This window comes from Dyella agri, assembly GCF_044904705.1.
GTDB lineage: Bacteria > Pseudomonadota > Gammaproteobacteria > Xanthomonadales > Rhodanobacteraceae > Rhodanobacter_A > Rhodanobacter_A agri.
In genome coordinates, this window is record NZ_JADIKL010000003.1 from 149,676 (window position 1) to 176,515 (window position 26,840).

Annotated in this window: 20 protein-coding genes; 13 read left to right on the top strand and 7 right to left on the bottom strand. The window is 68.6% G+C overall.

All coding sequences use genetic code 11. The features are described 5' to 3' along the window. Positions 1 to 63: 63 nt before the first annotated feature. Positions 64 to 909: an MlaA family lipoprotein gene (locus tag ISP14_RS06640; protein WP_404537399.1), complete on the top strand. Its 846-nt coding sequence runs from the start codon at positions 64 to 66 to the stop codon at positions 907 to 909. A 70-nt stretch (positions 910 to 979) separates the two neighbouring features. Here the strand turns inward: ISP14_RS06640 and ISP14_RS06645 are convergent, their stop codons facing one another. From ISP14_RS06645 to ISP14_RS06675, 7 genes are all read right to left on the bottom strand, one after another. Further along, positions 980 to 1,288 (bottom strand): STAS domain-containing protein, encoded by a 309-nt coding sequence (locus tag ISP14_RS06645; protein WP_404537401.1) that lies wholly within the window; start codon positions 1,286 to 1,288, stop codon positions 980 to 982. Continuing rightward, positions 1,278 to 1,952, bottom strand: a complete 675-nt coding sequence (locus ISP14_RS06650) for an MlaC/ttg2D family ABC transporter substrate-binding protein (protein ID WP_404537403.1) — start codon at positions 1,950 to 1,952, stop codon at positions 1,278 to 1,280. Before ISP14_RS06650 ends, ISP14_RS06645 begins: the two co-directional genes overlap by 11 nt. 37 nt (positions 1,953 to 1,989) lie before the next feature. Then, positions 1,990 to 2,859 (bottom strand): outer membrane lipid asymmetry maintenance protein MlaD, encoded by an 870-nt coding sequence (mlaD, locus tag ISP14_RS06655; RefSeq protein WP_404537405.1) that lies wholly within the window; start codon positions 2,857 to 2,859, stop codon positions 1,990 to 1,992. A gap of 180 nt (positions 2,860 to 3,039) precedes the next feature. Continuing rightward, the gene (gene mlaE / locus ISP14_RS06660; protein ID WP_404537407.1) at positions 3,040 to 3,813 is read right to left on the bottom strand and encodes a lipid asymmetry maintenance ABC transporter permease subunit MlaE; all 774 of its coding nucleotides are present in this window, start codon (positions 3,811 to 3,813) and stop codon (positions 3,040 to 3,042) included. After that, complete coding sequence (locus ISP14_RS06665) at positions 3,810 to 4,637, bottom strand: ABC transporter ATP-binding protein (RefSeq protein ID WP_404537409.1); 828 nt, start codon at positions 4,635 to 4,637, stop codon at positions 3,810 to 3,812. Before ISP14_RS06665 ends, mlaE begins: the two co-directional genes overlap by 4 nt. A gap of 70 nt (positions 4,638 to 4,707) precedes the next feature. Then, positions 4,708 to 5,328, bottom strand: a complete 621-nt coding sequence (gene gmk / locus ISP14_RS06670; RefSeq protein WP_404537820.1) for a guanylate kinase — start codon at positions 5,326 to 5,328, stop codon at positions 4,708 to 4,710. A 78-nt stretch (positions 5,329 to 5,406) separates the two neighbouring features. Beyond that, positions 5,407 to 6,264 carry a YicC/YloC family endoribonuclease gene (locus ISP14_RS06675; protein ID WP_404537411.1) on the bottom strand — a complete coding sequence of 286 codons (858 nt, stop codon included), beginning with the start codon at positions 6,262 to 6,264 and terminating at the stop codon, positions 5,407 to 5,409. 70 nt (positions 6,265 to 6,334) lie between these two features. On the opposite strand from ISP14_RS06675, the gene rph reads away from it, so the two are divergent. The 12 genes from rph (at position 6,335) to ISP14_RS06735 (ending at position 26,832) form a co-directional block, all read left to right on the top strand. Next, on the top strand, positions 6,335 to 7,078 hold the full coding sequence (gene rph, locus ISP14_RS06680; RefSeq protein WP_404537413.1) for a ribonuclease PH: 744 nt from the start codon (positions 6,335 to 6,337) through the stop codon (positions 7,076 to 7,078). Further along, positions 7,075 to 7,596 carry a GNAT family N-acetyltransferase gene (locus ISP14_RS06685; RefSeq protein ID WP_404537415.1) on the top strand — a complete coding sequence of 174 codons (522 nt, stop codon included), beginning with the start codon at positions 7,075 to 7,077 and terminating at the stop codon, positions 7,594 to 7,596. Before rph ends, ISP14_RS06685 begins: the two co-directional genes overlap by 4 nt. Positions 7,597 to 7,601: 5 nt before the next feature. After that, on the top strand, positions 7,602 to 8,204 hold the full coding sequence (rdgB, locus tag ISP14_RS06690; RefSeq protein ID WP_404537416.1) for an RdgB/HAM1 family non-canonical purine NTP pyrophosphatase: 603 nt from the start codon (positions 7,602 to 7,604) through the stop codon (positions 8,202 to 8,204). After that, positions 8,201 to 9,364 carry a radical SAM family heme chaperone HemW gene (hemW, locus tag ISP14_RS06695; protein ID WP_404537418.1) on the top strand — a complete coding sequence of 388 codons (1,164 nt, stop codon included), beginning with the start codon at positions 8,201 to 8,203 and terminating at the stop codon, positions 9,362 to 9,364. Before rdgB ends, hemW begins: the two co-directional genes overlap by 4 nt. Positions 9,365 to 9,439: 75 nt before the next feature. Continuing rightward, positions 9,440 to 11,803 carry a DUF1631 family protein gene (locus tag ISP14_RS06700; protein WP_404537420.1) on the top strand — a complete coding sequence of 788 codons (2,364 nt, stop codon included), beginning with the start codon at positions 9,440 to 9,442 and terminating at the stop codon, positions 11,801 to 11,803. Further along, the gene (locus tag ISP14_RS06705) at positions 11,800 to 12,129 is read left to right on the top strand and encodes a PilZ domain-containing protein (RefSeq protein ID WP_404537422.1); all 330 of its coding nucleotides are present in this window, start codon (positions 11,800 to 11,802) and stop codon (positions 12,127 to 12,129) included. The genes ISP14_RS06700 and ISP14_RS06705 overlap by 4 nt, the downstream gene beginning before the upstream one ends. Positions 12,130 to 12,206: 77 nt before the next feature. Continuing rightward, positions 12,207 to 13,526, top strand: coding sequence for a Xaa-Pro dipeptidase (pepQ, locus tag ISP14_RS06710; RefSeq protein WP_404537424.1), 1,320 nt, complete (start codon positions 12,207 to 12,209; stop codon positions 13,524 to 13,526). Positions 13,527 to 13,627: 101 nt separating this feature from the next. Continuing rightward, positions 13,628 to 14,299 (top strand): response regulator transcription factor, encoded by a 672-nt coding sequence (locus ISP14_RS06715; RefSeq protein WP_404537426.1) that lies wholly within the window; start codon positions 13,628 to 13,630, stop codon positions 14,297 to 14,299. Next, complete coding sequence (locus ISP14_RS06720) at positions 14,296 to 16,143, top strand: sensor histidine kinase (protein WP_404537428.1); 1,848 nt, start codon at positions 14,296 to 14,298, stop codon at positions 16,141 to 16,143. Before ISP14_RS06715 ends, ISP14_RS06720 begins: the two co-directional genes overlap by 4 nt. 193 nt (positions 16,144 to 16,336) lie before the next feature. After that, positions 16,337 to 18,508: a sulfotransferase gene (locus ISP14_RS06725; protein WP_404537430.1), complete on the top strand. Its 2,172-nt coding sequence runs from the start codon at positions 16,337 to 16,339 to the stop codon at positions 18,506 to 18,508. Positions 18,509 to 18,743: 235 nt separating this feature from the next. Then, complete coding sequence (locus tag ISP14_RS06730) at positions 18,744 to 19,556, top strand: sulfotransferase family protein (protein ID WP_404537432.1); 813 nt, start codon at positions 18,744 to 18,746, stop codon at positions 19,554 to 19,556. A 61-nt stretch (positions 19,557 to 19,617) separates the two neighbouring features. Next, positions 19,618 to 26,832, top strand: coding sequence for an autotransporter-associated beta strand repeat-containing protein (locus tag ISP14_RS06735; protein WP_404537434.1), 7,215 nt, complete (start codon positions 19,618 to 19,620; stop codon positions 26,830 to 26,832). Positions 26,833 to 26,840: the final 8 nt, after the last annotated feature.

Sequence of the window (26,840 nt, forward strand, 5' to 3'; positions counted from 1 at the left end):
CCAGACAGTACACTATTGAACCTGCTGCGCTTCCTGCCACGCCCCTGCCCTGGCCGTGACCCCATGCCGACGCCTTCACTGCTCCGCTCCTTCCTGCCACGCCGCGGCCTGATCCTGCTCGCCACGGCGCTGCTGGCCGGCTGCGCGATCGCGCCACCGCGCACCGACGACCCGCTGCAGAAGGTCAACCGCAAGGTCTACGCGTTCAACGATCGCCTGGACAAGGCGGTGCTGCGTCCCGCGGCAGTGGGCTATCGCAAAATCACCAATCCGCCGGTGCGGCGCTCGGTCAATAACTTCTTCACCAACATCGAGATGCCGATCACGGTGGCCAACAACCTGCTGCAGGCACGGCCTTCGCAGGCATTGGGCAACACCGGGCGCTTCCTGATCAACCTCACCGTCGGCGTGGGCGGCATCTTCGATCCGGCTACCCGGATGGGCCTGCCGCTGCAGACCACCGACTTCGGCATCACCCTGGCGCGCTGGGGCGTGCCCGAGGGCGACTTCCTGATGTTGCCCCTGCTCGGCCCCAGCACCGTGCGCGACGTGTGGCACTACCCGGTGGACGGTTATTTCTTCGATCCGCTGAGCCTGATCGCGAAAAACCACGGCTTCAATTTCGGCCAGTACTACCTGCCGCAGGTGCTGTACGTGGTATCGATGCGTTCGCAGCTGATCGATGCGGAAGGCTTCCTGCAGACGGCCTACGATCCCTACGCCTTCCTGCGCGACGCCTACCGCCAGCGCCGGCTGTACATGCTGTACGACGGCAACCCGCCGGCCGACGTGATCGAGAAGATGCAGGGCGTCGACCAACCGGGCTTCGATCCCGACGAACTGCTGGAGCAGCAGAAGCAGTGGGAGCAGCAGCACGCCACCTCGAAGTCGGCGCCGACCAAGAGTTGAGGCACCACATGCACACGTGAAAACGGGGCCGCTGGCCCCGTTTTCACGTGCGCGTTCAAGCTTGTGGTTTTCAACCCGCCGCGAGCATGGCCTCTACGCCACTGACCTGCGCCAGCGTGCGCAGACCGTCGGGCACGTGCTGCAGGCCCACGGCCTGGCCGCGCTTGCGCGCCGCGGCCAGCACCGCCAGCACGCAGGCCAGCCCGGCGCTGTCGCAGCTGCGCACTCCAGCCAGGTCCAGCTGCGAGCGGTCGCCCACGCGCAAGGCTTCGTCCAGGGCCCGCCATGCCTCGGTCGCCGTAGCGAAACCCAGCGTGCCGGACACGGCCAGCGTGTCCGGCTCAGCGCGATCCAGCCGGAACGCGCTTTCAGCCGCCATTGGACTTGCCGTTCTGTTCCAGCTCCTTCAGCGCCTGGTCGCCCTGGTTCTGCAGGTTCTTGATCAGCTGGTCGAGGCCGACCTTGCGGATCTCCGCGTCCACCTGGTTGCGGTAGTTGGTGATGTAGGAAATGCCTTCGATAACCACGTCGTAGGCCTTCCACTCGCCGCTGGCGGTCTTGCGGAACGCGAAGTCCACCGACACCGTCTTACCGTCGCCGGTGGCCACCTGGGTGCGCACCACGCTGCGCTTGTCGTTGAGGTCGCCGGCGAACGGCATCACCTTCACCGCGCCCGTGGTGTAGTTGAGCAAGCCCTCGGCGTAGCGATGGGTGATCGAGTTGTAGAACGCCTTGGCGAACTGCGCGCGCTGCTCGGGCGAGGCTTCGCGTGCGTGCTGGCCGAGCACCAGGATCGCCGCATAGTCCACGTCGAAGTGCGGCAGGAACACCTGGTTGACGATGCCGATCGTCTTTTCGCGGTTGCTCTGCAGCTCGGCCTTGTGCCCGGCCACGGCGGTGTCGAGCTGGTGGGCGATCTGCTGCACCACCTGCTCCGGGGTCTGCTGGGCGGCGGGCTGCTGGGCAGCGGACTGGGCCATGGCCGGCGCGGCAAGCATGCCGCCGAAGGCAACGGCGATGGCAAGGGCCAGATGACGCATCATGGGGAAACTCCTGTGCAAGCGGTACGGGCTACCGGCTTCAGTGCTTGCCGGCGGGGGTGGTGGACGAACCGGCATCCTTCTTGGTGTCGCTGCTGCCGGAACCGTTGACCAGGAACTTGCCGATCAGGTCTTCCAGCTGCATCGCCGACTGGGTCAGGATCATCTCGTCGCCGTTCTTCAACATGTCCGGCGAGCCGCCGGGCTGGATCGCAACGTACTGGCTGCCGATCAAACCGCTGGTGAACACCGCGGCCGAGGAATCGTCGGGAATCTGGTTGTACCGGTTGTCGATCGCCAGCGTCACCAGCGCGTCCAGCTTGGTCGGGTCGGCCTGTACCGAGGCGACCTGGCCGATCGCCACGCCCGCCATCTTCACCGGCGCACCCGCCGACAGCGTGCCCACGTTGCTGAAGCGCGCGGTCACCTTGTAAGTGCCGCCGATGTTGTCGGCCGCGCCGCCGGCGCCGAAGAACTTGCCGAGCATCTCCTCCAGCGGCTGGCTGGAGCGCGTGAGCGCCAGCTTGCCGCCGTCGGCGACGTAGTTCTTCGCGTGACCGTACTCGATGCCCACGTACTGGTCGCCGAGCAGGCCGCTGGTGAACACCGTCGCCACCGAGTCGGCGGGAATCGTGGCGTACTGCTTGTCGATCGACAGCTTCACGTCGGCCACCGACTTGCCCGGTTCCAGCGCGATCGACTGCACCTGGCCCACGCGCACGCCGGCGATCTTCACCGGGGCGCGCTCCTTGAGCTGGCCAATGTTCTCGAACTGCGCGTCGACGGTGTAGCTCGCGCCCTGGTGGCGGTTCGCCACCGAACTGGTCTGGGTGGCGAGATAGGCCAGCGCGGCGAAGCCGAGCACGATGAACAGGCCGGTGCCGACGGCATAGGATTTTCTCTGGCTCACGGCAACATCCTCGAAGGTTTTTTGGAATCCCGGAAACCCGCCTTCCTGGCGGTTTTCCGAGTCGCCAGGCCCGGCGCATGTCCGGGCTTGGCTCCGCCGATCAAGCACTCGTGTGCCTGATCGCGGGCGGCACATCCATGTGCCGCGGGCACCACAATGCTTTCGCGCGTCGTCATGGCATCACATCAGGAAGGCGGTCAGCACGAAGTCCAGCGCCAGGATGGCGATCGACGAGGCGACCACGGTGCGGGTGGTGGCGTAGGCCACGCCCTCGCTGGTGGGCGGCGCGGTATAGCCCTGGAACACCGCGATCAACGCCACCACGGCGCCGAATGCCAGGCTCTTCCAGATCACGCCGCTGACGATGTCCTGCCACACGTCCACCGTGGCGGTCATGTTCGACCAGAACGTGCCGTTGTCGATGCCCAGCCAGCTCACCCCCACCAGGTGCCCGCCAAAAATGCCGAGCGCGCAGAACACACAGCACAACAGCGGCATCGCGATCAGTCCGGCGAGGAAGCGCGGCGCCGCCACGTAGGCCAGCGGGTCCACCGCCATCAACTCCATCGCGGCGATCTGGTCGGTGGCGCGCATCAAGCCGATCTCGGCGGTGATCGCGGTGCCGGCGCGGCCGGCGAACAGCAGCGCGGTGACCACCGGGCCCAGCTCGCGGTAGATCGAGATCGCCACCACGGTGCCGGTGGCCGCGGTGCCGCCGAAGATCGACAGCACGTGGTAGAGCTGCAGCGCCAGCACCATGCCTACGAACAGGCCGCAGGTCATGATGATGGTCAGGCTCATCGCGCCCACGAACCACAGCTGGCGCACCGTCTCGCGCGCGTGGCGCAGGCTGCGTGGGACCGCCGCGAGGATCTGCAGCAGGAACAGCCCACAGTCGCCGATCTGACCCAGCGCCTGCGTCACCACGTTGTCGCGTTCGATACGTGCGTTCATGCGCCACCCCGAGGAAAGCCCAATGCCTCTGCGTAGTCGCCGGCCGGATACTGGAACGGCACCGGGCCGTCCGCCTCACCGCCGAAGAACTGCCGCGTCCACGGTGAGCCGTCGTCGGCGATGGTGCGCGGGTCGCCCTGCGCCACTACCTTGCCGTTGGCGATCAGGTAGATGTGGTCGGCGACCTGCTTGATCGCCTCCAGCTCGTGCGCCACCAGCACGCTGGTGATGCCCAGCGTCTCGTTGAGCGTGCGGATCAGTTTCAGCACCTGGTTCAGCGCGATCGGGTCCAGGCCCACGAACGGCTCGTCGTAAAGAATGAGCATCGGGTCGAACACGATCGCCCGCGCCAGCGCCACGCGCCGCGCCATGCCGCCGGACAGCTCGCTGGGCATCAGTTGCGCCGCGCCGCGCAGGCCCACCGCCTGCAGCTTGGTCAACACCAGGTTGCGGATCAGCACCTCGGGCAGCTGGGTGTGCTGGCGTAGCGGGAAGGCCACGTTCTCGAACACGTCGAAGTCGGTGAGCAGGGCCGAGTTCTGGAACAGGTAGCCGATTTTCTCGCGCAGCGCGTACAGTGCCTCGCGACTCAGTTCCGGCACGTTCTTCCCGTCCACCATGACCTGCCCCGCATCACCGCGCATCTGCCCGGTGATGTGTTTGAGCAAGGTGGTCTTGCCGGTGCCGCTGGGACCCATGATCGCGGTGACCTTGCCGCGCGGGATGTCCATGTCCAGCGCGTCGAAGACCTTCTTGCCGTTGAGCACCGTGGTGAGGCCGCGGATGCGGATCAGCGTGTCGTCGGAGGGGGCGGCGGCGTTCATAGATGGGCTACGTTAGCGGAGCGGCAGGAGGCAGCCAAGCCGGGGCATGCCGCAGGCGGCCGCGCGGCATTCAGGCCAGCAGTTCGGCGATCAACGATTCGTGCCGTCGGCACTGCAGCGCACTGCGCAGGCGCACCGCGCGCACGATGGCCTGCAGCTCGTCCAGCGCATCCTCGAAGCGGTCGTTGACGATGATGTAGTCGAATTCGTGGGCGTGCGCGATCTCGCCGCGCGAATTGCGCAGGCGACGCTCGATCACCTCCGGCGCATCCGAGCCGCGGCCGCGCAGGCGGCGCTCCAGCTCGGCGCGCGACGGCGGTAGGATGAATACGCTGACGCAGTCGGGTTTGCTCTTGCGGATCTGCGCCGCACCCTGCCAGTCGATCTCCAGCAGCACGTCACGCCCCTGCCCCAGCAAGCCCTGCACTTTCTCGCGCGAGGTGCCGTACAGGTTGCCGTGCACCTCGGCGTGTTCCAGGAAGATGCCTTCGGCCACTTCGAGCTCGAACTCCGCGCGCTCCACGAAGTAGTAGTGCCGGCCGTACTGCTCGCCCGGCCGCGGCGGGCGCGTGGTGTGCGAGATCGACAGCGAGATCGCCGGCTCGCGCTCCAGCAGCGCGTTGACCAGGGTGGACTTGCCCGCGCCGGACGGCGCGGCGACCACGAACAAGGTGCCCGCTTCAATCGTCATAAGGCCGCGCAGCACGTTTGCTCCCACTCCCCTCCGGAGAGAGGGTTGGGGAGAGGGGCCAAGGCTTGCCGGAAGCACTCATTCAATGTTCTGCACCTGTTCGCGCATCTGCTCGATCAGCACTTTGAGTTCCACCGCCGCATTGGTGCTGCGCGCGTCCACCGATTTGGAGCCCAGCGTGTTCGCCTCGCGGTTGAACTCCTGCATCAGGAAGTCGAGGCGGCGACCCACCGGTTCCTTCAAGCCCAGCACGCGGCGCGTCTCGGCAATGTGGGTGGCGAGGCGATCCAGCTCTTCGTCGACATCGCTGCGGGTGATCTGCAGCACCAGTTCCTGCTCCAGCCGGCCGGGATCGGTGGGCTGCTTGATGTCAGCCAGTCGCGTCTCCAGCCGGGCGCGCAACGCGGTGCGGATTTCCGGCATCCATTCGCGCACCTGGACCACGATGCGCTCGATCGCGTCCAGCCGCTCGCGCAGGATCTCTCCCAGCTTGGCGCCCTCGCGCTCACGGGTTGCGGTCAACGCATCCAGCGCACGGTCCAGCACGTCGAGCAGCGCGGCCTGCCGCGCCTCGGGATCGGCCGCCTCCTGCTGCAGCACCCCGGGGAAGCGCAGCAGCTCGGTGAACTGCAACTGCATGCCAGGGAACCGCGCCTGCATATCCAGGTTCAACTCGGACAAACGGGACAGCAGCCCGTTGTTGACCTGCAGCGATTCGCTGCGCGAATCGCTGCAGCGCACGGTGACATCCACCTTGCCGCGCGAAAGCCGCGCCGCGATGCGTTCGCGCAACTGTGGCTCCAGGCTGCGCAACTCGTCCGGCAGGCGCGGGGAAAGCTCCAGGTAGCGATGGTTGACCGTGCGCAACTCGCAGCTCAGCGTGCCGGCGGAGCCGCCGGTTTCGGCGGAGGCATAGGCGGTCATGCTGCGGATCATCGGTGGCCTGCGGACGGCGGGAAAGGTTGCAATGGTAAACTTTCCCACCCAGCCTTGCCCAACCGCCTGCATGAACCAGTCATCCCATCCAGGCGGACGCCCCAGCGGCCGCGCCAGCGACCAGTTGCGCGACGTCCGCATCGAACGCCACTACACCCGCCACGCCGAGGGTTCGGTGCTGGTGAGTTTTGGCGACACCCGTGTGCTGTGCACCGCCAGCATCGAGGACCGCGTGCCACCATGGCTGCGCGGCAAGGGTGAAGGCTGGATCACCGCCGAATACGGCATGCTGCCGCGCGCCACGCACACTCGCATGCAGCGCGAGGCCGCGCGCGGCGGCCAGGGCGGCCGCACCATGGAAATCCAGCGCCTGATCGGCCGCAGCCTGCGCGCCTGCGTCAATCGCCAGGCGCTGGGCGAGCGCGTGATCACGCTGGATTGCGACGTCATCCAGGCCGACGGCGGCACCCGCACCGCCGCGATCACCGGCGCCTACGTGGCCCTGGCCGACGCGGTGAACGCGCTGATGCAGCGCGAAAACCTCAAGCGCAGTCCCATCGTGGGCGCGGTCGCCGCGGTCTCGGTGGGCATCTACAAGGGCGTGCCCGTACTCGACCTCGACTACGCCGAGGACTCCGACTGCGACACCGACATGAACGTGGTGATGAACGACGGCGGCGGCTTCATCGAGGTGCAGGGCACCGCCGAAGGCCACGCGTTCCGCCGCGACGAGATGGACGCGCTGCTGGCGCTGGCCGAAAAGGGCATCGCCGAACTGGTCGCCGCCCAGCGCGCGGCGCTGGCGCAGGCATGACCCCGGTCCTGCGCCGCCTGCGACCGGGCCCGCAGGATCTGGAAGCGACGCTAGCCGTGCATCGCGCCGCCTTCGGCCGCGACGACGAAGCCTGGCTGCTGCAGCGCCTGCGCGAGGCCGGCGACAACACGCTGGAATGGCTCGCCGAAGCGGACGGCCAGGTGATCGGTCATGTGGCGTACTCGCCCATACGCATCGAACAAGGCGATGACGGCCGTGCACTGGGCCTGGCACCGGTGGGCGTACTGCCGGCATGGCAGCGGCGCGGCATCGGCCGCGCGCTGATCGACGCATCGCTGGCCGCCTTGCGCCAGGACGGCCAGACGCCGCTGGTGGTGGTGCTGGGCGATCCCGCCTGGTACGCCCGTTCCGGTTTCACGCCCGCCTCGGTGGCAGGGCTGCACGACATCTATGGCGGCGGCGACGCCTTCATGGCGCAGGCGCTGCGCCCGAACGGCCTCGACGGCCGCCGCGGCCGCGTGGACTACGCCCCCGCCTTCGACCTGCTTACGGAATGACCCCCATGCAACGCATCGTCCTCGCCAGCAGCAACCCCGGCAAACTGAAGGAGTTCGGCGCCCTGCTCGCCGACAGCGGCTTCGAAGTGGTGCCGCAGACCCGCCTCGGCGTGGACGACGCCGAGGAGACCGGCCTTACCTTCGTCGAGAACGCGCTGCTCAAGGCGCGCCATGCCGCGCGCGCCACCGGCCTGCCCGCGCTGGCGGACGACTCGGGGCTGTGCGTGGACCACCTCGGCGGCGCGCCCGGCTTGTATTCCGCACGCTACAGCGGCGGCCACGGCGATGCCGCAGCCAACAACGCCAAGCTGCTGCGCGCCCTGGACGGCGTGCCGGACGCACAGCGCAGCGCCTTCTTCATCGGCGTGCTGGTACTGCTGCGCCATGCCGAGGATCCGGCTCCGCTGATCGCGGAAGGCCGGTGGCATGGGCGCATCCTCGCCGAGGGCCGTGGCAGCGGCGGCTTCGGCTACAACCCGGTGTTCCTGCCGGACGGCTACACGCAGAGCGTGGCCGAGATGGACGATGCGCTGAAGAACCGCCTCAGCCATCGCGGCCAGGCCCTGGCCCTGCTGCGCCAACGGCTGCACGAGCTGCACTGGCAATGAACCTCACCGCCCCACCGCTGGCGCTCTACGTACACATGCCGTGGTGCGTGAAGAAGTGCCCCTACTGCGACTTCAACTCGCACGGCCTGCGCGGTACGCCGCCCTACGCCGAGTACGTGGAGCTGCTGCTGGCCGACCTCGACGCCGACCTCGCCGACTTCGGCGCGGCCGCGCGCGGCCGCGACATCGTCAGCGTGTTCTTCGGCGGCGGCACGCCCAGCCTGTTCGCGCCGGAGCACATCGCCCGCTTCCTCGACGGCGCGCGCGCGCGCCTGCCGTTCGCCGGCGACTGCGAAATCACCCTGGAGACCAATCCCGGCACGGTGGAGCACGGGCGCTTCGACGGCTATCTCGCCGCCGGCGTGAACCGGCTCTCCTTCGGCATCCAGAGCTTCGACGACGACAAGCTGGAACGGCTCGGCCGCATCCACTCCGCCGCCGAGGCCGAAGCCGCGGTGAAATCGGCGCAGGACGCCGGCTACGCCAACCTCAACCTCGACCTGATGTACGCCCTGCCCAGGCAGTCGCTGGACGGCGCCCTGGCCGACGTGGAGCGCGCGATCGCGCTCTCGCCCACGCACATCTCGCACTACCAGCTCACACTGGAACCGAACACCGCGTTCGCCGCCAACCCGCCGCCGCTGCCCGACGACGACCATGCCTGGGCGATGCAGGAAGCCTGCGAGGCGCGCCTGGCCGAAGCGGGCTACGGCCAGTACGAGATTTCCGCCTACGCGAAGCCGGGCCGGCGCTGCACGCACAACCTCAACTACTGGCGCTTCGGCGACTACCTCGGCATCGGCGCAGGGGCGCACGGCAAGCTCAGCGATGCGGCCGCCGGCAACGTGCGCCGGCGCTGGAAGACCCGCCACCCGAAGGCTTACCTGGAGGCCGCCGGCGGTCCCGCCCGCATCGGCGGCGATAACGCCGTCGGTGCCGACGAGCTGCCGTTCGAATACATGCTCAATGCGCTGCGCCTGATCGACGGGGTACCGCTGGCCGACTTCGGCGCCCGCACCGGCCTGCCGCCCGAACGCATTGCCGCCCCGCTGGCCGAGGCGCGCCGCCGCGGCTGGCTGGTCGACGATCCGCATCGGCTGTGCACCACCGCGCTGGGCCAGCGCTTCCTCAACGACGTGATCGCAAGCTTTCTCGATTGAGCAGCCCCTCGGGGCGTAGCGACCCCGTGGCATCCAGCCTACACTTCCGTCCAGGGGAATCGACGGAAACGCGTCATGGATGCCGAGCATCAGCACCGATACTCGACCACGGCCGCGCGCGGCCGCTGGCCAGCGCGCACGCAACGCCTGCTCGGCGTGATCGGCCCGTTGTGCGCGCAATGGCTGGAGCCGGCGCTGCAACACTGCCTGGATCGCTTCGACCGCGAGCTCTACCTGCAGGCCGAGCGCTCGCGCAGCCACCTCGAACAGCAGCATTGCTTCGATAGCCGCGGCTTGCTGCACCTGCAGCGCGCGGGTTTCATGTCCGCTTTCGCCGACCACCTGCGCAACAGCTTCGCGCGCCTGGGCGAGATCGACGAAGCCGCGGATGGATCGCTCGCGCACAGGCCGTTGAGCCTGCTCGAACGCGGCGAGCACGAGCTGACCGCCGCGCTGGACAAGCTCAGCGCGCGCGGCGAAGCGCATCACAGCCTGCTGCTGTCCGAGCTGTCCTACCGTTTCGCCGCGCTGGTCGGCGCCGCGCCGCTGGAGGGTGCGGCACTGCCGATCGCCCCAGCCGGCCTCGCCGGGGCGATGCGCACCGCCGTCGCCACCCTAGATCTTCCGCCGGAGCACCGCCTGCTGCTGCTGCAAAGCTTCGAACAGTGGGTGATCGTGGCGGCAGAGCCGCTCTACGAAGCTGTCAACGCGCAATTGCTGGACGACGGCCTGCTGCCGCGCCTGCGCCCGTACGCGCCACCGCGCGCTACCGCCGGCCCGCGCGGCGCGGCGACCGGCGAGACGCCACCCGCCACCACCGCAACCACCGCCGAAAGCGCCGGGGCGCCGCAGGCGCCGATCACCGTGCTGGAAACCCTGCGCGACCTGCTCGCCCAGCAACGCGTAGGTGTAAACGGCACCGCCGCCACCGGTCGGGCGGCTTCGCCCGACGAACTGCAGGCCGCGCTGGGCGCCCTGCAGCAGCACCTGGCCCAGGTCACCGACCAGGCCAGCCGCGAACTGCGCAGCGCCCAGCGCCTGCGTGACGAACTGCTGCTGCAACTCAACGCCGGCAAGCCGGAAGGCGCCGTGCCGACCCGGCTCAGTGCCGAACAGGACGACACGGTGGAACTGGTGGCGATGCTGTTCGAGCAGATCGGCCGGCAACTGCACCACGGCCCGCACGCCCGCTCCGTACTCGACGACCTGCAGCTGCCGATGTTGCGCCTTGCCGTCACCGACCGCGACTTCTTCGACCAGCGCGAACATCCCGCGCGCCGCCTGCTTGGCGCGGTGGCCGAGGCCGCCAACGACTGGTTGGACGGCCCCGACGGCGAAGTCGACCACCGGCTCACCGAACGCCTGCACCAACTGGTCGAGCGGGCACGCCACGAACCGCCCAGCGCCGGCCTCTACACCAGCCTGCTCGCCGACATCGAACACCACCTCGCGCAGTTGAGTCGGCGCGCCCAGACCGCCGAACGCCGCCACGTCGAAGCAATGCAAGGCCGCGAGCGGCTGGACCTGGCCCGCCGCCGCGCCAGCGAATTGCTGGCCGAGCGTTTCGCAGTGAATCCGCCGCGCGGCCTGCTGCGCGCCCTGCTCGATCGCGCCTGGGCCGATGCGTTGGCGCTCACCTTGCTGCAGCACGGCGAGGACAGCCCCGCTTTCACGCAGCGGCTGCGCGTCACCGACCAGTTGTTGGGCCGGTTGCCGGTGGACGACACCGACCTGCTGCGTCGCGAAGTGCAGGCCGGCCTGCAACAGATCGGCATGCATGCCGAGGAAGCCGGCCAGGTGGCGCTGCGCCTGATCGGTACGGAACCGGCTGTGTCCACTACCGTGGATGCGATGCCGCCGCCCTCGCCGCCGGCCACGGTATCGCCCGCATCGGATGCCGCCGTCGCTCCCCTTGTGGACGATCCATCCGCCGCGACGGCTTTGCCTGCCATCGCCGCGGCCACGCTGCCTTCCGCGAGCGCCCCCGTCGCAGCGGCGCCCACCCAGGACCTGCCCAGCGCCACCGATCTCGCGCTGCGGCTGAAGCAGCGCCAGCGGCTGGGCGAATCGCCGCGCGCGAAACCGGTGGTGGCCGAAGCCGCCGAGCCGCCGCTAGGCCCTCAAGAAGCGCGCATTCATAACCGTCTGCGCCACCTCCCGTACGGCAGCTGGTTCGAATTCACCGACCCGGCAACGGGCGAAGTCACCCGGCGCAAGCTGGCCTGGTTCTCGCCGGTCACCGGCAACAGCTTGTTCGTCACCCGGCGCGGCCAGCACGGTGTGGAAATGAACCTGCGCGAGCTGGTACACGCAATGACCCACGGTCAGGTGCGCGAGTTGCCGCCGCAGCGCGACGGCCTGCTTGATCGCGCCTGGCACGCGCTCACCGGCAACCTGCTGCGCCATCCGTCGTCGCCCACGCCCGGAGCCCGCCCATGAGTACACGCGAGCAACGCCGCGCGCCGCGCAAGCCGGTCGACGCCGGCATCGTGGCGATCGACACGATCGCCGAGCAGCCGCTCGGCCACCTGTGCAACCTGTCGGCGAGCGGCCTGATGCTGATCGGCGGCCGCAAGCCGCGCAGCGAAGGCATCTACCAGGTGCGTCTGTCGCTGCCGGACGCCAGCGGCAACATCGAAGTCGGCCTGCAGGAACAATGGCACGAGCCGGCGGCCAGCCCCGGCCAGTACTGGGCCGGCTACCGCATCATCGCGATCAGCACAGCCCACGGCGAACTGCTGGAACGCTGGCTGCGGCACGCCTGAGCGTCGCAGGCATTCCATCGGGTACGCCGACCGCCGCGCGCTACACTGGCAGGCCGACGCCCCCGCCCGGAACCCGCATGAACGCGCCGCTTGCCACGCTCTATCCCGCACATCTCGCCACCCTGCGCGCACGCGCCGACCAGGCGCTGGTGCTGGGCGGCTTCGATCATCTGCTGATCGCTGCGAGCACGCCGCTTGGCAAGTTCCTCGACGACCAGGACTACCCGTTCGTCGCCAACCCGCATTTCAGGCACTGGCTGCCGCTCACCGATGCGCCCGGCAGCTGGATCGCCTATACGCCAGGCGGCAAGCCGAAGCTGGTGTTCGTGCAGCCGCACGACTACTGGCACGTGGTGCCCGAGGCGCCGCACGGCTACTGGGTGGAGCACTTCGACATCGTCATTGTGCGCAGCGCGGAAGAAGCGGTCGCGCAGTTGCCGAAGGGACGCAGCGCGGTACTCGCGCCGGCCTGCCCCGCCATCGGCGGCGTGGAGGTCAACAATCCGCAAACCGTGCTCGACTACCTGCACTGGTACCGCAGCTACAAGACGCCTTACGAATTGGCGCTGATGCGCGAGGCCAACCGCATCGGCGCGCGCGCGCACCGCGCCGCGGCGGCTGCATTCCGCGCCGGCGAGAGCGAGTTCGGCATCCACCTGGCCTACCTCGCCGCGGCCCGGCAGATCGACGCCGAGCTGCCCTACGCCAGCATCGTGGCCTTGAACCGGCACGGCGCGGTGCTGCATTACATGCATTTCGACCGCACGCCGCCGGCGGAACATCGCTCCTTCCTGATCGACGCCGGCGCCAGCTGTGCCGGCTACGCCAGCGACATCACCCGCACCTACGCAGCGCCGCATGCCGCCGAATTCCAGGCGCTGATCGACAGCATGGACGCCGCCCAGCAGGGCTACGCGGCGAACGTGCGCGCGGGCCAGAGCTATCCCGAGCTGCACCTGCATGCCCACCACGTGCTGGCGCAGGTGCTGCGCGAACACGGCTTCATCCGCATGAGCGCGGAAAGCGCGGTGGAGTCGGGCGTCACCTCCGCGTTCTTCCCGCACGGCCTGGGCCACCCGATCGGCCTGCAGGTGCACGACGTCGCCGGCTTCCAGCAGAGCGAGCGCGGCGGCAGCATCCCGCGTCCCGCCGGCCATCCCTACCTGCGCATGACCCGCGTGCTGGAGCCCGGCATGGTGGTCACCATCGAGCCGGGCCTGTACTTCATCGACATGCTGCTGGCCGAACTGCGCGACAAGCCGGTCGCGGCCGACATCGATTGGGCCAAGGTGGACGCCTTCCGCCAGTACGGCGGCATCCGCATCGAGGACGACGTGGTGTGCACCGACGCCGCGCCGGAGAACCTCACCCGGGACGCATTCACCGGACTCGACTGAACGCCGGGAACGCAGCAGCAAGACGGACAAGCGCCGCCTTCGGCCGCATGAAGCTGCGGTGCGATCCACGCATAATGGCGCCACCGAGCGGGGGGCACGGAATGGGAACGGCCGACGGAATCGAACTCGACCCGGCGCTGATCGTGGAGGACGACACCACGACGCAGCGGCGCCTCGCGCGCCTGCTTGCCGGACTGGGCGGCGGTGTGCGCCACATCGCTGCCGCCGGCAGCATGGCTGAGGCCAAGGCGCGGATCGCCGCGCAGGTTCCGCGCCTCGCGCTGATCGACATCGGCCTGCCCGACGGCAGCGGCATCGAGCTGATCGGCTGGCTGCGCAACCGCCACCCCAGCGTGCCGACCGTGGTGATCTCTGCCTGGGGCGATGAGGAAATCGTGCTCGCCGCCTTGCAGGCCGGCGCCATCGGCTACCTGCTGAAGGAGCGCGACGACATCGAACTGGAACTCGCGCTGCAAAGCATCCAACGCGGCGGCGCTCCCATCGACCCGTTCGTCGCCCGGCGCATCCTGACTCTGCTGCCCGCTGCGCCCTCCCCGGCCGCCGCAGGCCCCGACGAACATGCGCTGTCCGAGCGCGAGACCGAGATACTGGGACTGGTCGCGCGCGGCTACAGCAATCGCGAGATCGCGGAACTGATCGCGTTGTCGCGCTTCACCATCGAGGGCTACACCAAGGCGATCTATCGCAAGCTCGCGGTAAGTTCGCGCACTGCCGCGGTGTTCGAGGCCAAGTCGCGCGGACTGCTGCGTTGAGAGCGCGCCTGCGTGTCGTGGTGCTGCTCGGCCTGCTGGCGCTGCTGGCTGCCTGCGCGCGGCAGCACCGGGCGGACCCGCCACCGGCAGCGATGCAGACGTTGAAAGATGCCGAAGCCGCGCCCTCCGATTGGAACGCCACCACCCCGCCGGCCTCGGGCTGGGTGCCGGTGAAGCTGATGGATTACTGGAACAAGCGCTGGCCGCAGCACGACGGCGTGGTGTGGTATCGGCTGCACTGGAACCAGACGGATGCGAACGCACCGATCGGCTTGCTGCTGGACTACGCCTGCATGGCCGACGAAGTCTGGGTCAACGGCAGCCTGGTCTACCGCGAACCAAGCCTGGTCGAGCCGCTGTCGCGAAGCTGGGTCGCGCCGCAGTATTTCCTGCTCGACCGACCGGTGCTGCACGCGGGGGACAACACCTTGCTGGTGCGCGTCTCGGGGCTGGCTGCCTACCAGCCCGGCCTGGGCACGGTGAACATCGGCCATCCCGAAGCCATCCAGGCCCGCTACCAGCAGGCGATGTTCTGGCAGATCCACGTCCACTTTCTCAATTTCGCCATGAGCGCGGTGCTCGGCGTGCTGTTCCTGATGTTCTGGCTGCTGCGTCGCAGGGAAACGGTATTCGGCTGGTACGCCCTGACCACCTTGCTCGGCGCCGGTTATGCCTGGAACTTCGTGGCTTCGAGCACCTGGCCATTGGCGAGCACGGACGCATGGGAAGCGGTGAACGCCGCCCTGTTCCTGGCGTCGGCGACCACGTTCTGCGTGTTCCTGTTGCGTTTCTGCGAACTGCGTTGGCGGCGTACCGAAGCCGTATTGCTGCTGGCCACGGCGGTGGCGCTGCTGATGGCCCTGTTCATGCCGCACGTCATGGGCCCGTGGCGCAATGTCTGGATCTTACCTACGGTAGCGCTCTACTACGCCGCCATCCTGGCGTTCCAGTGGCATGCGTTGCGCACGCCGCGTGCCGACCTGCGCGTGATGGCAGCCTGCCTGGCGGTGCCCGTACTGGTATCGCTGATCGACCTGCTGGTCTACCTCGAGGTTCTCCCTTCCGGCAACAACGACCTGGGCGCGATCACCTCGCCGCTGACCCTGATCGGCATGGGCTTCGCCATCGCCTGGCGCTTCTCCGCCGCCATGCGCCGTGTGGAAGGCTTCAACATCGAACTGCAGCGCGAAGTGGATGTCGCCACCCTGCGCCTGTCCGACACGCTCTCGCGCGAACACACGCTGGCCCTCGCCAACACCCGCATCGGCGAGCGCCTCAACCTCGTGCGCGACCTGCACGACGGCTTCGGCGGCAGTCTGCTTGGCGCCATCGCCACGCTGGAGCAATCGCCGCCCTCGCCGGAAGCCACGCGCACCGTCGCCACACTGAAGGAACTGCGCGACGACCTGCGCCTGGTCATCGACACCACCACCCACGAGCAGGACACCGACCTCGCCGGCCTGCTCGCACCATTGCGACACCGCTGGAGCCAGCGACTGGAGGCTGCTGGGATCGACAGCTTCTGGCGCTTCGACGGCCTGGACGACTGCCGCCTAGGTGCCGCCCGCAGCCTGGACCTGCAGCGCTTCCTGCAAGAGGCGCTGACCAACGTGCTCAAGCACAGCGGCGCCCGCCGCGTCGATCTGCTCGTGCGCCACGCGCACGGGCAGCTGCACGCCGAAGTCCGCGACGATGGCCGTGGCTTCGATCCGTCCAGCCATGGTTCGCAGGGCGCCGGCCTCGCCAGCCTGCGCAGCCGCGCCAGCCGTCTCGGTGGCCTGTTCCACATCCAGGCAGTGCCTGGCGCAGGTGCCGTTCTGCAGTTGGACTGCCCCACATCCTGATCCCCGATTCCGGGGATACCCAAGCCCTCCGCCGCTGATTAATGTGGCGTTGCCCATGCAGCGGTGTTCAACCGCCGGACGCATCATCCAGGGGAAGCAGGCCGATGTTGCAGCGTACCCATTTCATCCCGGCCCCGCCGTGCTCAGGCTCGCCCTCGCTGCGCCAGCGCCCGATTTTCCATGTGGGCCATGGATGTCCATCCGGCTGCGTGCCCCCGGGTCGGCCGTGATGTCATCCGATGTCGGCCAGGAAGCGCCGAGCCTACCCGACACCCTCCGCAGGGCCTGGGACGCTTGGCATGCCGGCATGACCGAACAAGCGCATGAACTCGGCCAACGCGCGCTGGCCGCTTGGCCCGGCCAGCCTGACGCGTTGCATTTGCTGGGTCTGATGGAACACGCAGCCGGCAAGCTTGATCAGGCGATTACCCATCTGCACGAGGCATGCCGCGCACCCTCCGCGCGCGCTGTCCATGTGAGCGACCTCGCCGAACTGTGTCGCCAGCGAGGATGGCTGGCGGACGCCGAAGTTGCCGCCCGGCGTGCCGTGACGATGGATCCGTCGCTGCTCGCGGGTTGGAACAACCTCGGCGTCGTGCTTAAGGAAGCGGGCCGGTTCGAAGAAAGCCGGGCCTGCCTCGAACGGGTGATCGCCCACCGGCCGGATTGGGCCGAGGCACACAACAATCTCGCCAATACCTGCCGTCGCCTGGGCTGCTTCGAGCTGGCAGAGCGGCACTACCGCCGCGCACTGGCGCTCCAGCCGGGCTACGCCCAGGCGCACAGCAATCTCGCTTACCTCTGGTCCGAGCAGGGGCACTACGAAGTGGCCATGGCCGAAGCCCGGCGGGCGATCGCATTGAACCCGCACCTCGTCGAAGCCTATCTCAACCTCGCGGAAGTCGAAGGTGCACGGCGCCACCACGACGCAGCGCTGCAAGCGCTCGATCAAGCCTTCGCCCTCGCACCGCAGAACCCCTTCGTGCTGGTCGCCTGCGCCACGGCGCTGTGCCGGCTCCAGCGCCTCCCCGAAGCGCTGCGCTTCGCCCGTGACGCAGTGGCGTGCGCGCCGCAGCGTGCGGATGCCCACCACGCGCTGGCGACGGTGCTGAAGTCGCTGGGTCAGACAGATGAAGCACTGATCGAGTTCGAGCACGCGGTGCAGCTACCCGGCACATGGGCGGAAGAAGCCTTGCTGGATCGCGCCTTGCTGCTGCAGGAAGCTGGGCGCGAAGACGAAGCAGACAGGGCGTTCGAGCGCGCGCTCGAGGCCTTCCCGGACTCGGCGACGATCCTCGCCGGCCGTGCCGACAGGCACACGTTCACGGCGGACGATCCGGCGTTCGCCCTATTCGACGCTTTCCTCGCCGAAGGCACGCGCCATCCCTTGCGCCAGCGCATCGCGATGCACTTTGCGCTCGGCAAGGCGTATCTCGACGTGAAAGACCCGGCACATGCGTTTGCCCATTTCGACGAAGGCAACCGGCTGCACCGCGCCACCTTCGATTACGACGCTGCCGCGGAAGGGCGATGGATGGCGAAAGTCGCGGCCACTTTCACCGCCGGGCGATGCGCGCGTCTGACCGGCTTGGGCGAGGCTACGGAGCTGCCGGTGTTCGTGATCGGCATGCCGCGTTCGGGCACCACGCTGATCGAGCAGATTCTTGCTTCGCACCCGCTGGTGACGGGTGCGGGCGAGTTGTCTGCGTTGCAGCAGGTCTTCGAATGCCAGGGCAACTATCCCGACAGCTGGGCGGCACTCGCGGACGCCCGCACCGACGACACCCGGCCGGTGTTGAAGCAGCTTGGCCGCGCCTATCTTGAGCAGGTGGCGCCGTTGGCGCAGGGGCGCCTGCGTGTCATCGACAAGATGCCGGCCAACCACCGCTACGCCGGGGCAATCCCGTCGATCCTGCCTGGCGCGCGCATCATCCACGTGCGACGCGATCCGGTCGATACCTGTTTGTCCTGCTACACCAAGCTCTTCGCCGGCGACCAGTCGTTCACCTACGACCAGACAGAGCTAGGCGCGTACTACCGCGACTACGAACAGCTCATGGCGCATTGGCGCCGCGTGTTGCCGGCCGATCGCTTCCTGGAAGTGGATTACGAGGCCGTGATCGAGGATCTCGAAGGCGAGGCACGGCGCATGGTGGCGTTTCTGGGTCTGCCCTGGGACGACGCCTGCCTGCGTTTCCATGAAAGCCGCCGAGTGGTGCTCACCGCCAGCGTCAATCAAGTACGCAGGCCGATCTACACAAGCTCGAAGGGCCGCTGGCAAGGCCATGCCGCCTATCTCCAGCCACTGCTGCAATCGCTCGGGCACGCGTCCGGCACCGTGCACGACCAGGCAGCTGACGGCTAGACACCTCGAAGCGACAGCGTCTGCCGCTCAGGCCGCACCAGGCGAAGGCGCCATCATGCCGCGGGCATGCCCATCGGCTTGATCCCCCGATTCCAGAGTCGCCACGGCCACCACCTCATGATCGCTTACCCCTGATTTCGGGGATACCCAAGCTCGCCCCATCTGACTAGCGTGACGCCGCTCGCAAAAGTAACGCTCAACAGATCGAGCGCGTCATCCAGGGGGAGGCAAGCCGGTGCTGCAGCGCATTCATTTCATCTCGGGCCTGCCGCGCTCGGGCTCCACCTTGCTGGCCGCCTTGCTGCGGCAGAACCCGCGCTTGCACGCCGGCATGAGCAGCCCGCTCGCCGGCATGTTCGGCGCACTCATGGGCGAGATGAGCGAACGCAACGAGTTCGCCGTCTTCCTCGACGATGCCAAGCGCCGGCGCATCCTGCGCACCCTGTTCGACGAATTCCATGCCGACAACGCTGCCAGGGTGGTGTTCGACACCAGCCGCGCCTGGTGCGCCCGCATGCCGGCCATCGCCGATCTATTCCCCGAGGCGAAAGTCATCGCCTGCGTGCGCGAGCTGCCGTGGATCATCGACAGCATCGAACGTCTGGTACAGAAAAACCTGTACAGCCCTTCGTCGATCTTCAATTTCACGCCGGGCGGCACGGTGTACACCCGTGCCAACGGCGTGGCCGGCGCCGACGGCATGGTCGGCTTCGCCTACGACGCGCTGAAGCAGGCTTGCTACGGCGCCCAGGCCGACCGCCTGCTGCTGGTGCAGTACGAAACCCTGACCAGCCAGCCGGCCCGTACGCTTGAGGCCATCTACGACTTCATCGGCGAACCGGCCTTCCCGCACGATTTCCTGCACGTCGACTACGACGTGACCGAATTCGACCGCCGCGCCGGCACCCCGGGCCTGCACACCGTGCGCGGCAAGGTGAAGGCCGAACCGCGCAAGAGCCTGCTGCCACCCGACCTGTTCCAGCGCTTCGCCGGCGACGCCTTCTGGAACGACCCGCAACGCCTGCCCGAAGGCCTGCGCATCGTCTGACGCGCATCGTCATCGCACCGCCGCCACTCGCCATCTCGACGCATTCCAGGGGGAATCCGCCATGAACCGCATCTATCGACTCGTATGGAATCGCGCGCTGCGCACGTTGCAAGTCGCCTCGGAACTCGCGCGATCGCATGGCGCCACCGGCGCCTGCGGCGACAACGCGCACGCACCTACCCAGCGACGCCTGCCGCGGGCCATTGCCTCGGTACTTGGCGCCGGCTTGTTGTGGGTCACGCTGCCTGCGGCGGCAGTGCCGACATGTCCGATAGGTAGTTCGGTGATCGCGACCAGCGGAACCGCCGGCACGCCTGGCGGCACCGGCGCAACGGGGGCAAACGGCGCCAACACGGGCGACGGCGGTTTCTCGGGTTCCGCGGGTAGCGACGGTACGTCGGGTGGAAACGCCTATGTCGCGGGCAGCGGCACGGCGTCACTGTGCGTCGCGGTGCCGGGCCTGGTGGCAGGCGGCCAGGGTGGTGGCGGCGGCGCGGGCGGCGGCGGCGGCAACGGCAAGGGCGGCGGCGTTACCCAACGCGGCGGTGCTGGCGGCAATGGCGCTTTTGGCGGCAATGGCGCCGATGGCGGCACCGGCATCTTGAGTACCGGCTACTTCCGTTTGACCAACCTTGCTGGCCACGTGACGGGCACTGGCGCCTTTGTTGGCGGCATTACCGGCGGCGCTGGCGGCACCGGTGGCGCGGGCGGCGGCGGCGGCGGCGGCGGTCAGGCGCTCAGTACCGCCGGCGCCGGCGGCAATGGTGGCAACGGCGGCAATGGCGGCGACGGTGGCGTTGGCATCTTGAGCACCGCCGGTTTCAACGCATCCAACGCCGGCTACATCTTTGGCGGCGACGGCGGCGCTGGCGGCAGCGGCGGCAACGGTGGCAGCTCAGACGGCGCCACCGTAGGTGGTTCGGCCGGGATTCCGGGCAACGGCGGTATCGGCGGCTACGGCGGAGCGGCGGTGAGTGGCCAAGGCTTCACCTTGTCCAACCAGGGCTATATCAAGGGCGGCGCGGGTGGCCAGGGCGGCGACGGTGGCAGCGGTGGCAACGGTGGCAGCGGCGTCGTGGGGGGCAGTGGTTCCGGTGGCGGTGTCAGTGGTGGTGGTGGCGCGGGCGGCGCGGGCGTGATGGGTACCAGCTTCACCCTGACCAACTCCGGCATCGTCGATGGCGGCCAAGGCGGCGGCGGCGGTACAGGCGGCCAGGGCGGCAGCGGCGGCAGTGGCGTCTTGTCCGGCAATGGCTCCGGCGGCGGTGCCAGCGGCGGCGGCGGCGCCGGTGGCGTAGGCGTGATCGGTACCAGTTTCACCCTGACCAACTCCGGCGCCGTTGATGGCGGTGCGGGCGGCAATGGCGGCACGGGCGGCAATGGCGGCACCGGCGGCAGCGGCGTGACGGGCAGCGGCGGCGGCGGTGGCGGCTTCAGCAGCGGCGGCGGTGCGGGCGGCGCGGGCGTTATCGGATATCAGTCCTCCCTGGACAACTCCGGATCCATCCACGGCGGCGCTGGCGGCACCGGCGGCATCGGCGGCCAAGGGGCCGCGAGCGGCATCGGCCTTGTCACCAGCGGTGGCGGCAATGGCGGCATGAGCAGTGGTGGCGGCGGCGGCGGCATGGGTGTCAGTGGCACGGGCACCAGCGGCCACTACTTTGTATCGACCAATGTCAGCACGGGCGCGATGGTCGGTGGCGACGGTGGCAGGGGCGGCTCAGGTGGCAGTGGTGGAACCAGCGGCTACGGTGTCGCCACCGTGGGCGGCGGCGGCGTGGGCGGTGGCGGCGGCGGCGGCGGCGGCGGTGGCGGCGGCTTCAACGGAAGCTACTTCACCCTGACCAACGCGGGCGGCATCAAGGGCGGCGCAGGCGGCACCGGCAGCAGTGGCGGCAGCGGTGGCAACAGCGGCTTCACCCTGATCGGCACCGGCGGTGGCAACGGCGGTAATGGTGGCGGCGGTGGCGGCGGCGGCAGCGGCGTCAGCGGCAAACACTTCGTGTTGACCAACAGCGCTTCTGGTGCCATCGCCGGTGGTGACGGTGGACAAGGCAGTGGCGGCGGCGGCAGCGGCAGCGGCGGTGATTCGCTGGTCAGCTACGGCGGCGGCGGCGGTGGTTTCGGCGGCTTTGGCGGCGACGGCGGCAGCGGCGTCGGCGGCGCGGATTTCAGTTTGGTCAACGCGGGCAGAATCACCGGTGGTAACGGTGGCGGTGGCGGCACCGGCGGGGTCGGCAGTGGTGGCGGCATCATCGGCATAGGTGGCAACGGCAGTGGCAACGCCGGTGGCGCCCAGATCGGTGGTGCAGGCGTGTTGGGGCTGGGCAATGCCAAGGTCATCACCAGCGGGAACATTGCGGGCGGCCTGTCAGGCAGCGGCGGGCAGATGGATGCCATCGACTTCCTTGGCGGCGGCAACACGCTAACGCTGGAAAACGGCTTCAGTTTCGCCGGCAACGTGATCAGCTTCAGCGGCACCGCCAACGGTGGCGACACCCTGGTGCTGGGGGGCGACAACTCAGGCCCTGGCGCAACAGGCAACGGTTCATTCGACTTGTCGGCCATCGTCAACGTGCTGCCGATGGGAAACAACGCATCGACGCAGTACTACGGCTTCACGCACTACGAGAAAACCGGTAGCAGCAGCTGGACCCTGACCGGCCTTGGCGTCGGCAACTGGTCGCTCTCCGGGGGTACGCTCGAACTGGCCGGAGCGGTAGCGGGATTCATGCCTGGCTGGCTCAGCGGCACGGCCGGCAACAGCGGGACTGTCAGCAACAATGGCGGCCCCGGAGGCGGTGGCGGCAATGGTGGCGTCGCCGTATCGGCGGATCCCGGTGTCGCGCTGGCCGTCGATAGTGGCGCGATGCTGATCGGCGGCAACGCAGGCAGCGGTGGCGCGGGTGCCATCGGAGGCAATGGCGGCAATGGTGGCGCGGCGGTCAGCGGCCAAGGCTTTACCGTGACCAACGCTGGCAGCATCGGTGGCGGCAACGGTGCCGGCGGTGGCTCCGGCAGCATTGGCGGAAATGGCGGGAGTGGCGCCGCCGGCATCAGCGGCGCCGATTTCATCCTGACCAACAGCGGACGCATCAACGGCGGCAGCGGCGGTGCTAGCGGAGCCGGTAGCGTCAACGGCGCCGCCGGCGCCGGCGGTGCCGGTGTCGTCGCCACCGGCGGCAGCAGCATCACCACCAGCGGCAGGATCTTCGGCGGCACAGGCAACGGCGGCCGGGCCGACGCGGTGGATCTCTCCAACGGCGGCAACACGCTGACCCTGGAAAGCGGCTTCAGTTTCGCTGGCAACGTGGTGTCCACGGGAGGAGACACGCTGGTGCTGGGCGGCGATACCTCGCCTGCCAACGCATTCGACCTGTCCAACGTCGTCGCCTCGCTGCCATCCAGCTACAGCAGCACGCAATATGTCGGCTTCGACAAGCTCGCCAAGAGCGGCAACAGCACCTGGGTCATCATAGGCAACACAGCCTCGACCGCACCGTGGACGATCAACGGCGGCATCTTGCAGGTGGGCAACAGCAGCAGCGACGGTGCACTCGCCGTCAACGTCACCGACAACGCCACGCTGGCCTTCGACAATACCGCTACTACCAGCTATGCCGGCCGCATCTCTGGTACCGGCTCACTCATCCAGCAAGGTAACGGCGCGCTCATCCTTACCGGCGCCAACTCCTACTCCGGCGGCACCACCATAAACGCGGGCTCGCTGCTGCAGATCGGCAATGGCGGCACTGCCGGCTCGATCACTGGCAACGTCACGGACAACGGCGCGTTGGCCATCGACCGCAGCGACACCGTGGACTTGGCCGGCGCGATCACTGGCAACGGTACGCTGACACAGGCCGGCAGCGGCACCCTGGTCCTCGACGGCAGCAGCAGCGGCTTTGCGGGAAACACCACCGTGGCCGCGGGCACGCTGGTGATCGGCAGCGTGGCCGGCAATGGCGCCGTGCTGGGTGGCCATGTCGTGGTCGATGCCGGCTCCACGCTGCGCGGCCATGGCAGCGTCGGCGGCAATGTCGATGTGCTGTCCGGCGGCATCGTCACGCCGGGCGATTCCATCGGCACACTCACCGTCAACGGCAACTTCACCGCGGCGCAGGGCAGCCTTATGAACTTCGCCTTCGGCGCGCCGGCCGCGAATTTCCAGACCGCCGGCAGCGGCGACAGCGTGCATGTGGGCGGCAACCTCGAACTGGATGGCACCACTCTCAACGTCACCAACGCAGGCGGCATGGGGCCGGGGCTGTACAACCTGTTCACCTACAGCGGCAGCCTGACCGAGACCAACGGCGGCATCAGCCTGGGCACGACCGCGGGCCAGGCACTGACGATCCAGAATCTCACCGCGCAGAAACAGATCAATCTGATCGACACCACCGGCCTCACGCTCGATTTCTGGAATGCCAACGCCCTGGCCTCGGCCACGCGGATGGGCGGCGGCAACGGCACCTGGTCGGCCACCTCACAGGAGTGGACCAACGCCACCGGCAGTGCAACGAACCTGGCGATGCAGCCGCAGCCGGGCTTTGCGATCTTCGGCGGCACGCCGGGCACGGTGACGGTGGACGACGGCGCCGGCAGCGTCATGGCAACGGGCATGCAATTCGCTACGAATGGCTACGCCCTGGTTGGCGGCACGCTGACCTTGGCTGCCAACGGCAACGCCGCGCCGGTGATCCGCGTAGGCGATGGCAGCAGCGCAGGCGCCGGCATGACGGCGACGATCAACAACATCCTCGCCGGCAGTGCCGGCCTCACCAAGACCGATCTCGGGACCCTGGTGCTGACCGCGGCCAATACCTACACCGGCGGCACCACCATTGACGCCGGCACCTTGCAGATAGGCAACGGTGGCAGCACGGGTGCAATCCTCGGCAACGTCGCCGACAACGGCACGCTGGCCTTCGACCACAGCGATGTGGTGAGCTTCACCGGCAGCGTCAGCGGCAGTGGCACGCTGGCGCAGATCGGCGGCGGCGTTCTCACCCTCACCGGCGCCAACAGCTATACCGGCACGACCACGATCGGCAGCGGCATGCTGGCCTTGTCGGGTAGCGGCAGCATCGCCAGATCCTCCGGTGTGGCCGTCGCGGCTGGCGCCACGTTTGATATCTCCGGCACCACGAGCGGCACGTCCATCGTCTCGCTCGACGGCGGCGGTGCGGTCACCCTCGGCAGCCGGATGCTGACCCTGACCAACGCCGCGGGCAGCTTTGCCGGCGTGATCGGCGGCAGCGGCGGCCTCACTCTCGCCAGCGGTACCGAAATCCTCACCGGCGCCAACACCTATTCCGGCGGCACCATGATCGCGGCGGGCACCCTGCAGCTCGGCAATGGCGGCACTGCCGGAGCGATCGCCGGCAATGTCGCGGACAACGGCACGTTGGCCTTCGACCGCAGCGACGCAGTGAGCTTCGCCGGCACCGTCAGCGGCGGCGGCGCGCTGGTGCAGCTGGGCGGTGGCACGCTCACCCTCACCGGCGCCAACACCTATTCCGGCGGCACCACGATCAGCGCGGGCACGCTGGTGGTCGACAGCACCAGCCTGCCTGGCGCCGTCACCGACAACGCGACACTGGTCTTCGAGCAGGCCAGCAACGGCAGTTTCAGTGGTGCGATCAGCGGCAACGGCCGTTTCGCCAAGACCGGTGCCGGCACGCTGATCCTGGACGGCAACAGCAGCAGCTTCGCCGGCACCACTAGCGTGCAGGCCGGCACGCTGGAAGTGGGCGATGCCAGCACGCCATCGGCCGTGCTCGGAGGCAGCGTCTCGGTCGCCAGCGGCGGCACACTGCGCGGCCACGGCACGATAGCTGGCAACGTGAGCAACGACGGCACACTGTGGGCGGGGGGCTCGATCGGCACGTTGTCGATCCAGGGCAATTACGCCCAGGCCGCCAACGGGGTATTCGAGGTGGAAGCCACGCCCGGTGGCCAGGCCAGCCTGTTGCGCGTCGGCGGAACGGCCAACCTGGCGGGTACCGCGCTGGTGCTGGCGGACACCGGCACATGGGCTCCACGCACCAACTACACCATCCTCACTGCCGGCGGCGGCGTCAGCGGCGCGTTCGCCTCGACCAGCGTCAACCTGGCTTTCCTCGACCCGGTACTGAGCTATGCCGCAAACGCAGTGACGCTGTCGCTGGAGCGCAACGACATCAGCTTCAACACCGTGGCGCAGACACCCAACCAACAGGCCGTGGCGACCACGGTCAACCCGATGGGCTTCGGCAATCCGGTCTACGACGCGCTGGTGGTGCTCGACGCGGCCACCGCCCGCCACGCCTTCGACCAGCTATCCGGCGAGATCCATGCCTCTACCCGTACTGCGATCGCCGACGACGACCATTACGTGCGCGATGCGATCAACGCGCATCTCGCCGGCCAGGACAACAACGCGAATGGCCTGAACATCACCGATGCCGGCGGCGTCACCGCCTGGACGGCCACCTGGGGCCATTGGGGTAGCCACGACAGCGACGGCAACGCCTCCGACCTCGCCACCAACGGCAGCGGCTTCCTGGCGGGCGCCGACCTGCCGGTGGGTGGCACCGCGCGGCTCGGTGCGGTGTTAGGCACCGGCGAAGGCACGGCCCGCATCACCGCGCTGGGCTCGTCCTCGCACATCATCGACCAGCACCTGGGCATCTACGGCAGCACGCAGACCGGATCGCTGCTGTGGCAGGGCGCGGCCATCTACGGCTGGCAGAAGGTGGAGACGAACCGGCTGATCGACTTCGGCACGTTCAACGGCGCGGCCGTCAGCAGCTACCACGCGCATACCGCGCAAGCGTATGTCGATGGCAGCCTGCCGTTCGTGCACGGTGGCACCGCGCTGGCGCCTTTCGTGAACCTCGCGGTGGAACGGTTGGGCACGCCGACGATCGCGGAGAACGGCACGCCGGCCGCACTGGACGTGGCCGCGCAGGACAGCACCGTCGGCTACGGCACGCTGGGCCTGCGCGCCAGCTTCGACCTCGGTGCGCCGAACCACGGCCTGCACGCCCACGCCAGCCTCGGCTGGCAGCACGCCTGGGGCGACCTGCTGCCGGTCGACACGATGCGTTTCCAGAGCGGCGGCGACAGCTTCGCGATCGCCGGCCTGCCGGTGCTGCGCAATGCCGGCGTGGTCAACGCTGGCATCAGCTTCACCATCGCACCCAACGTCTCGGTGGACGGCAGCTACCAGGGACAGTTCGGCCAGCGCGCCAAGGACCAGTCGGCACGCATCAGTCTCGACTGGACGTTCTGAGCAGGGGG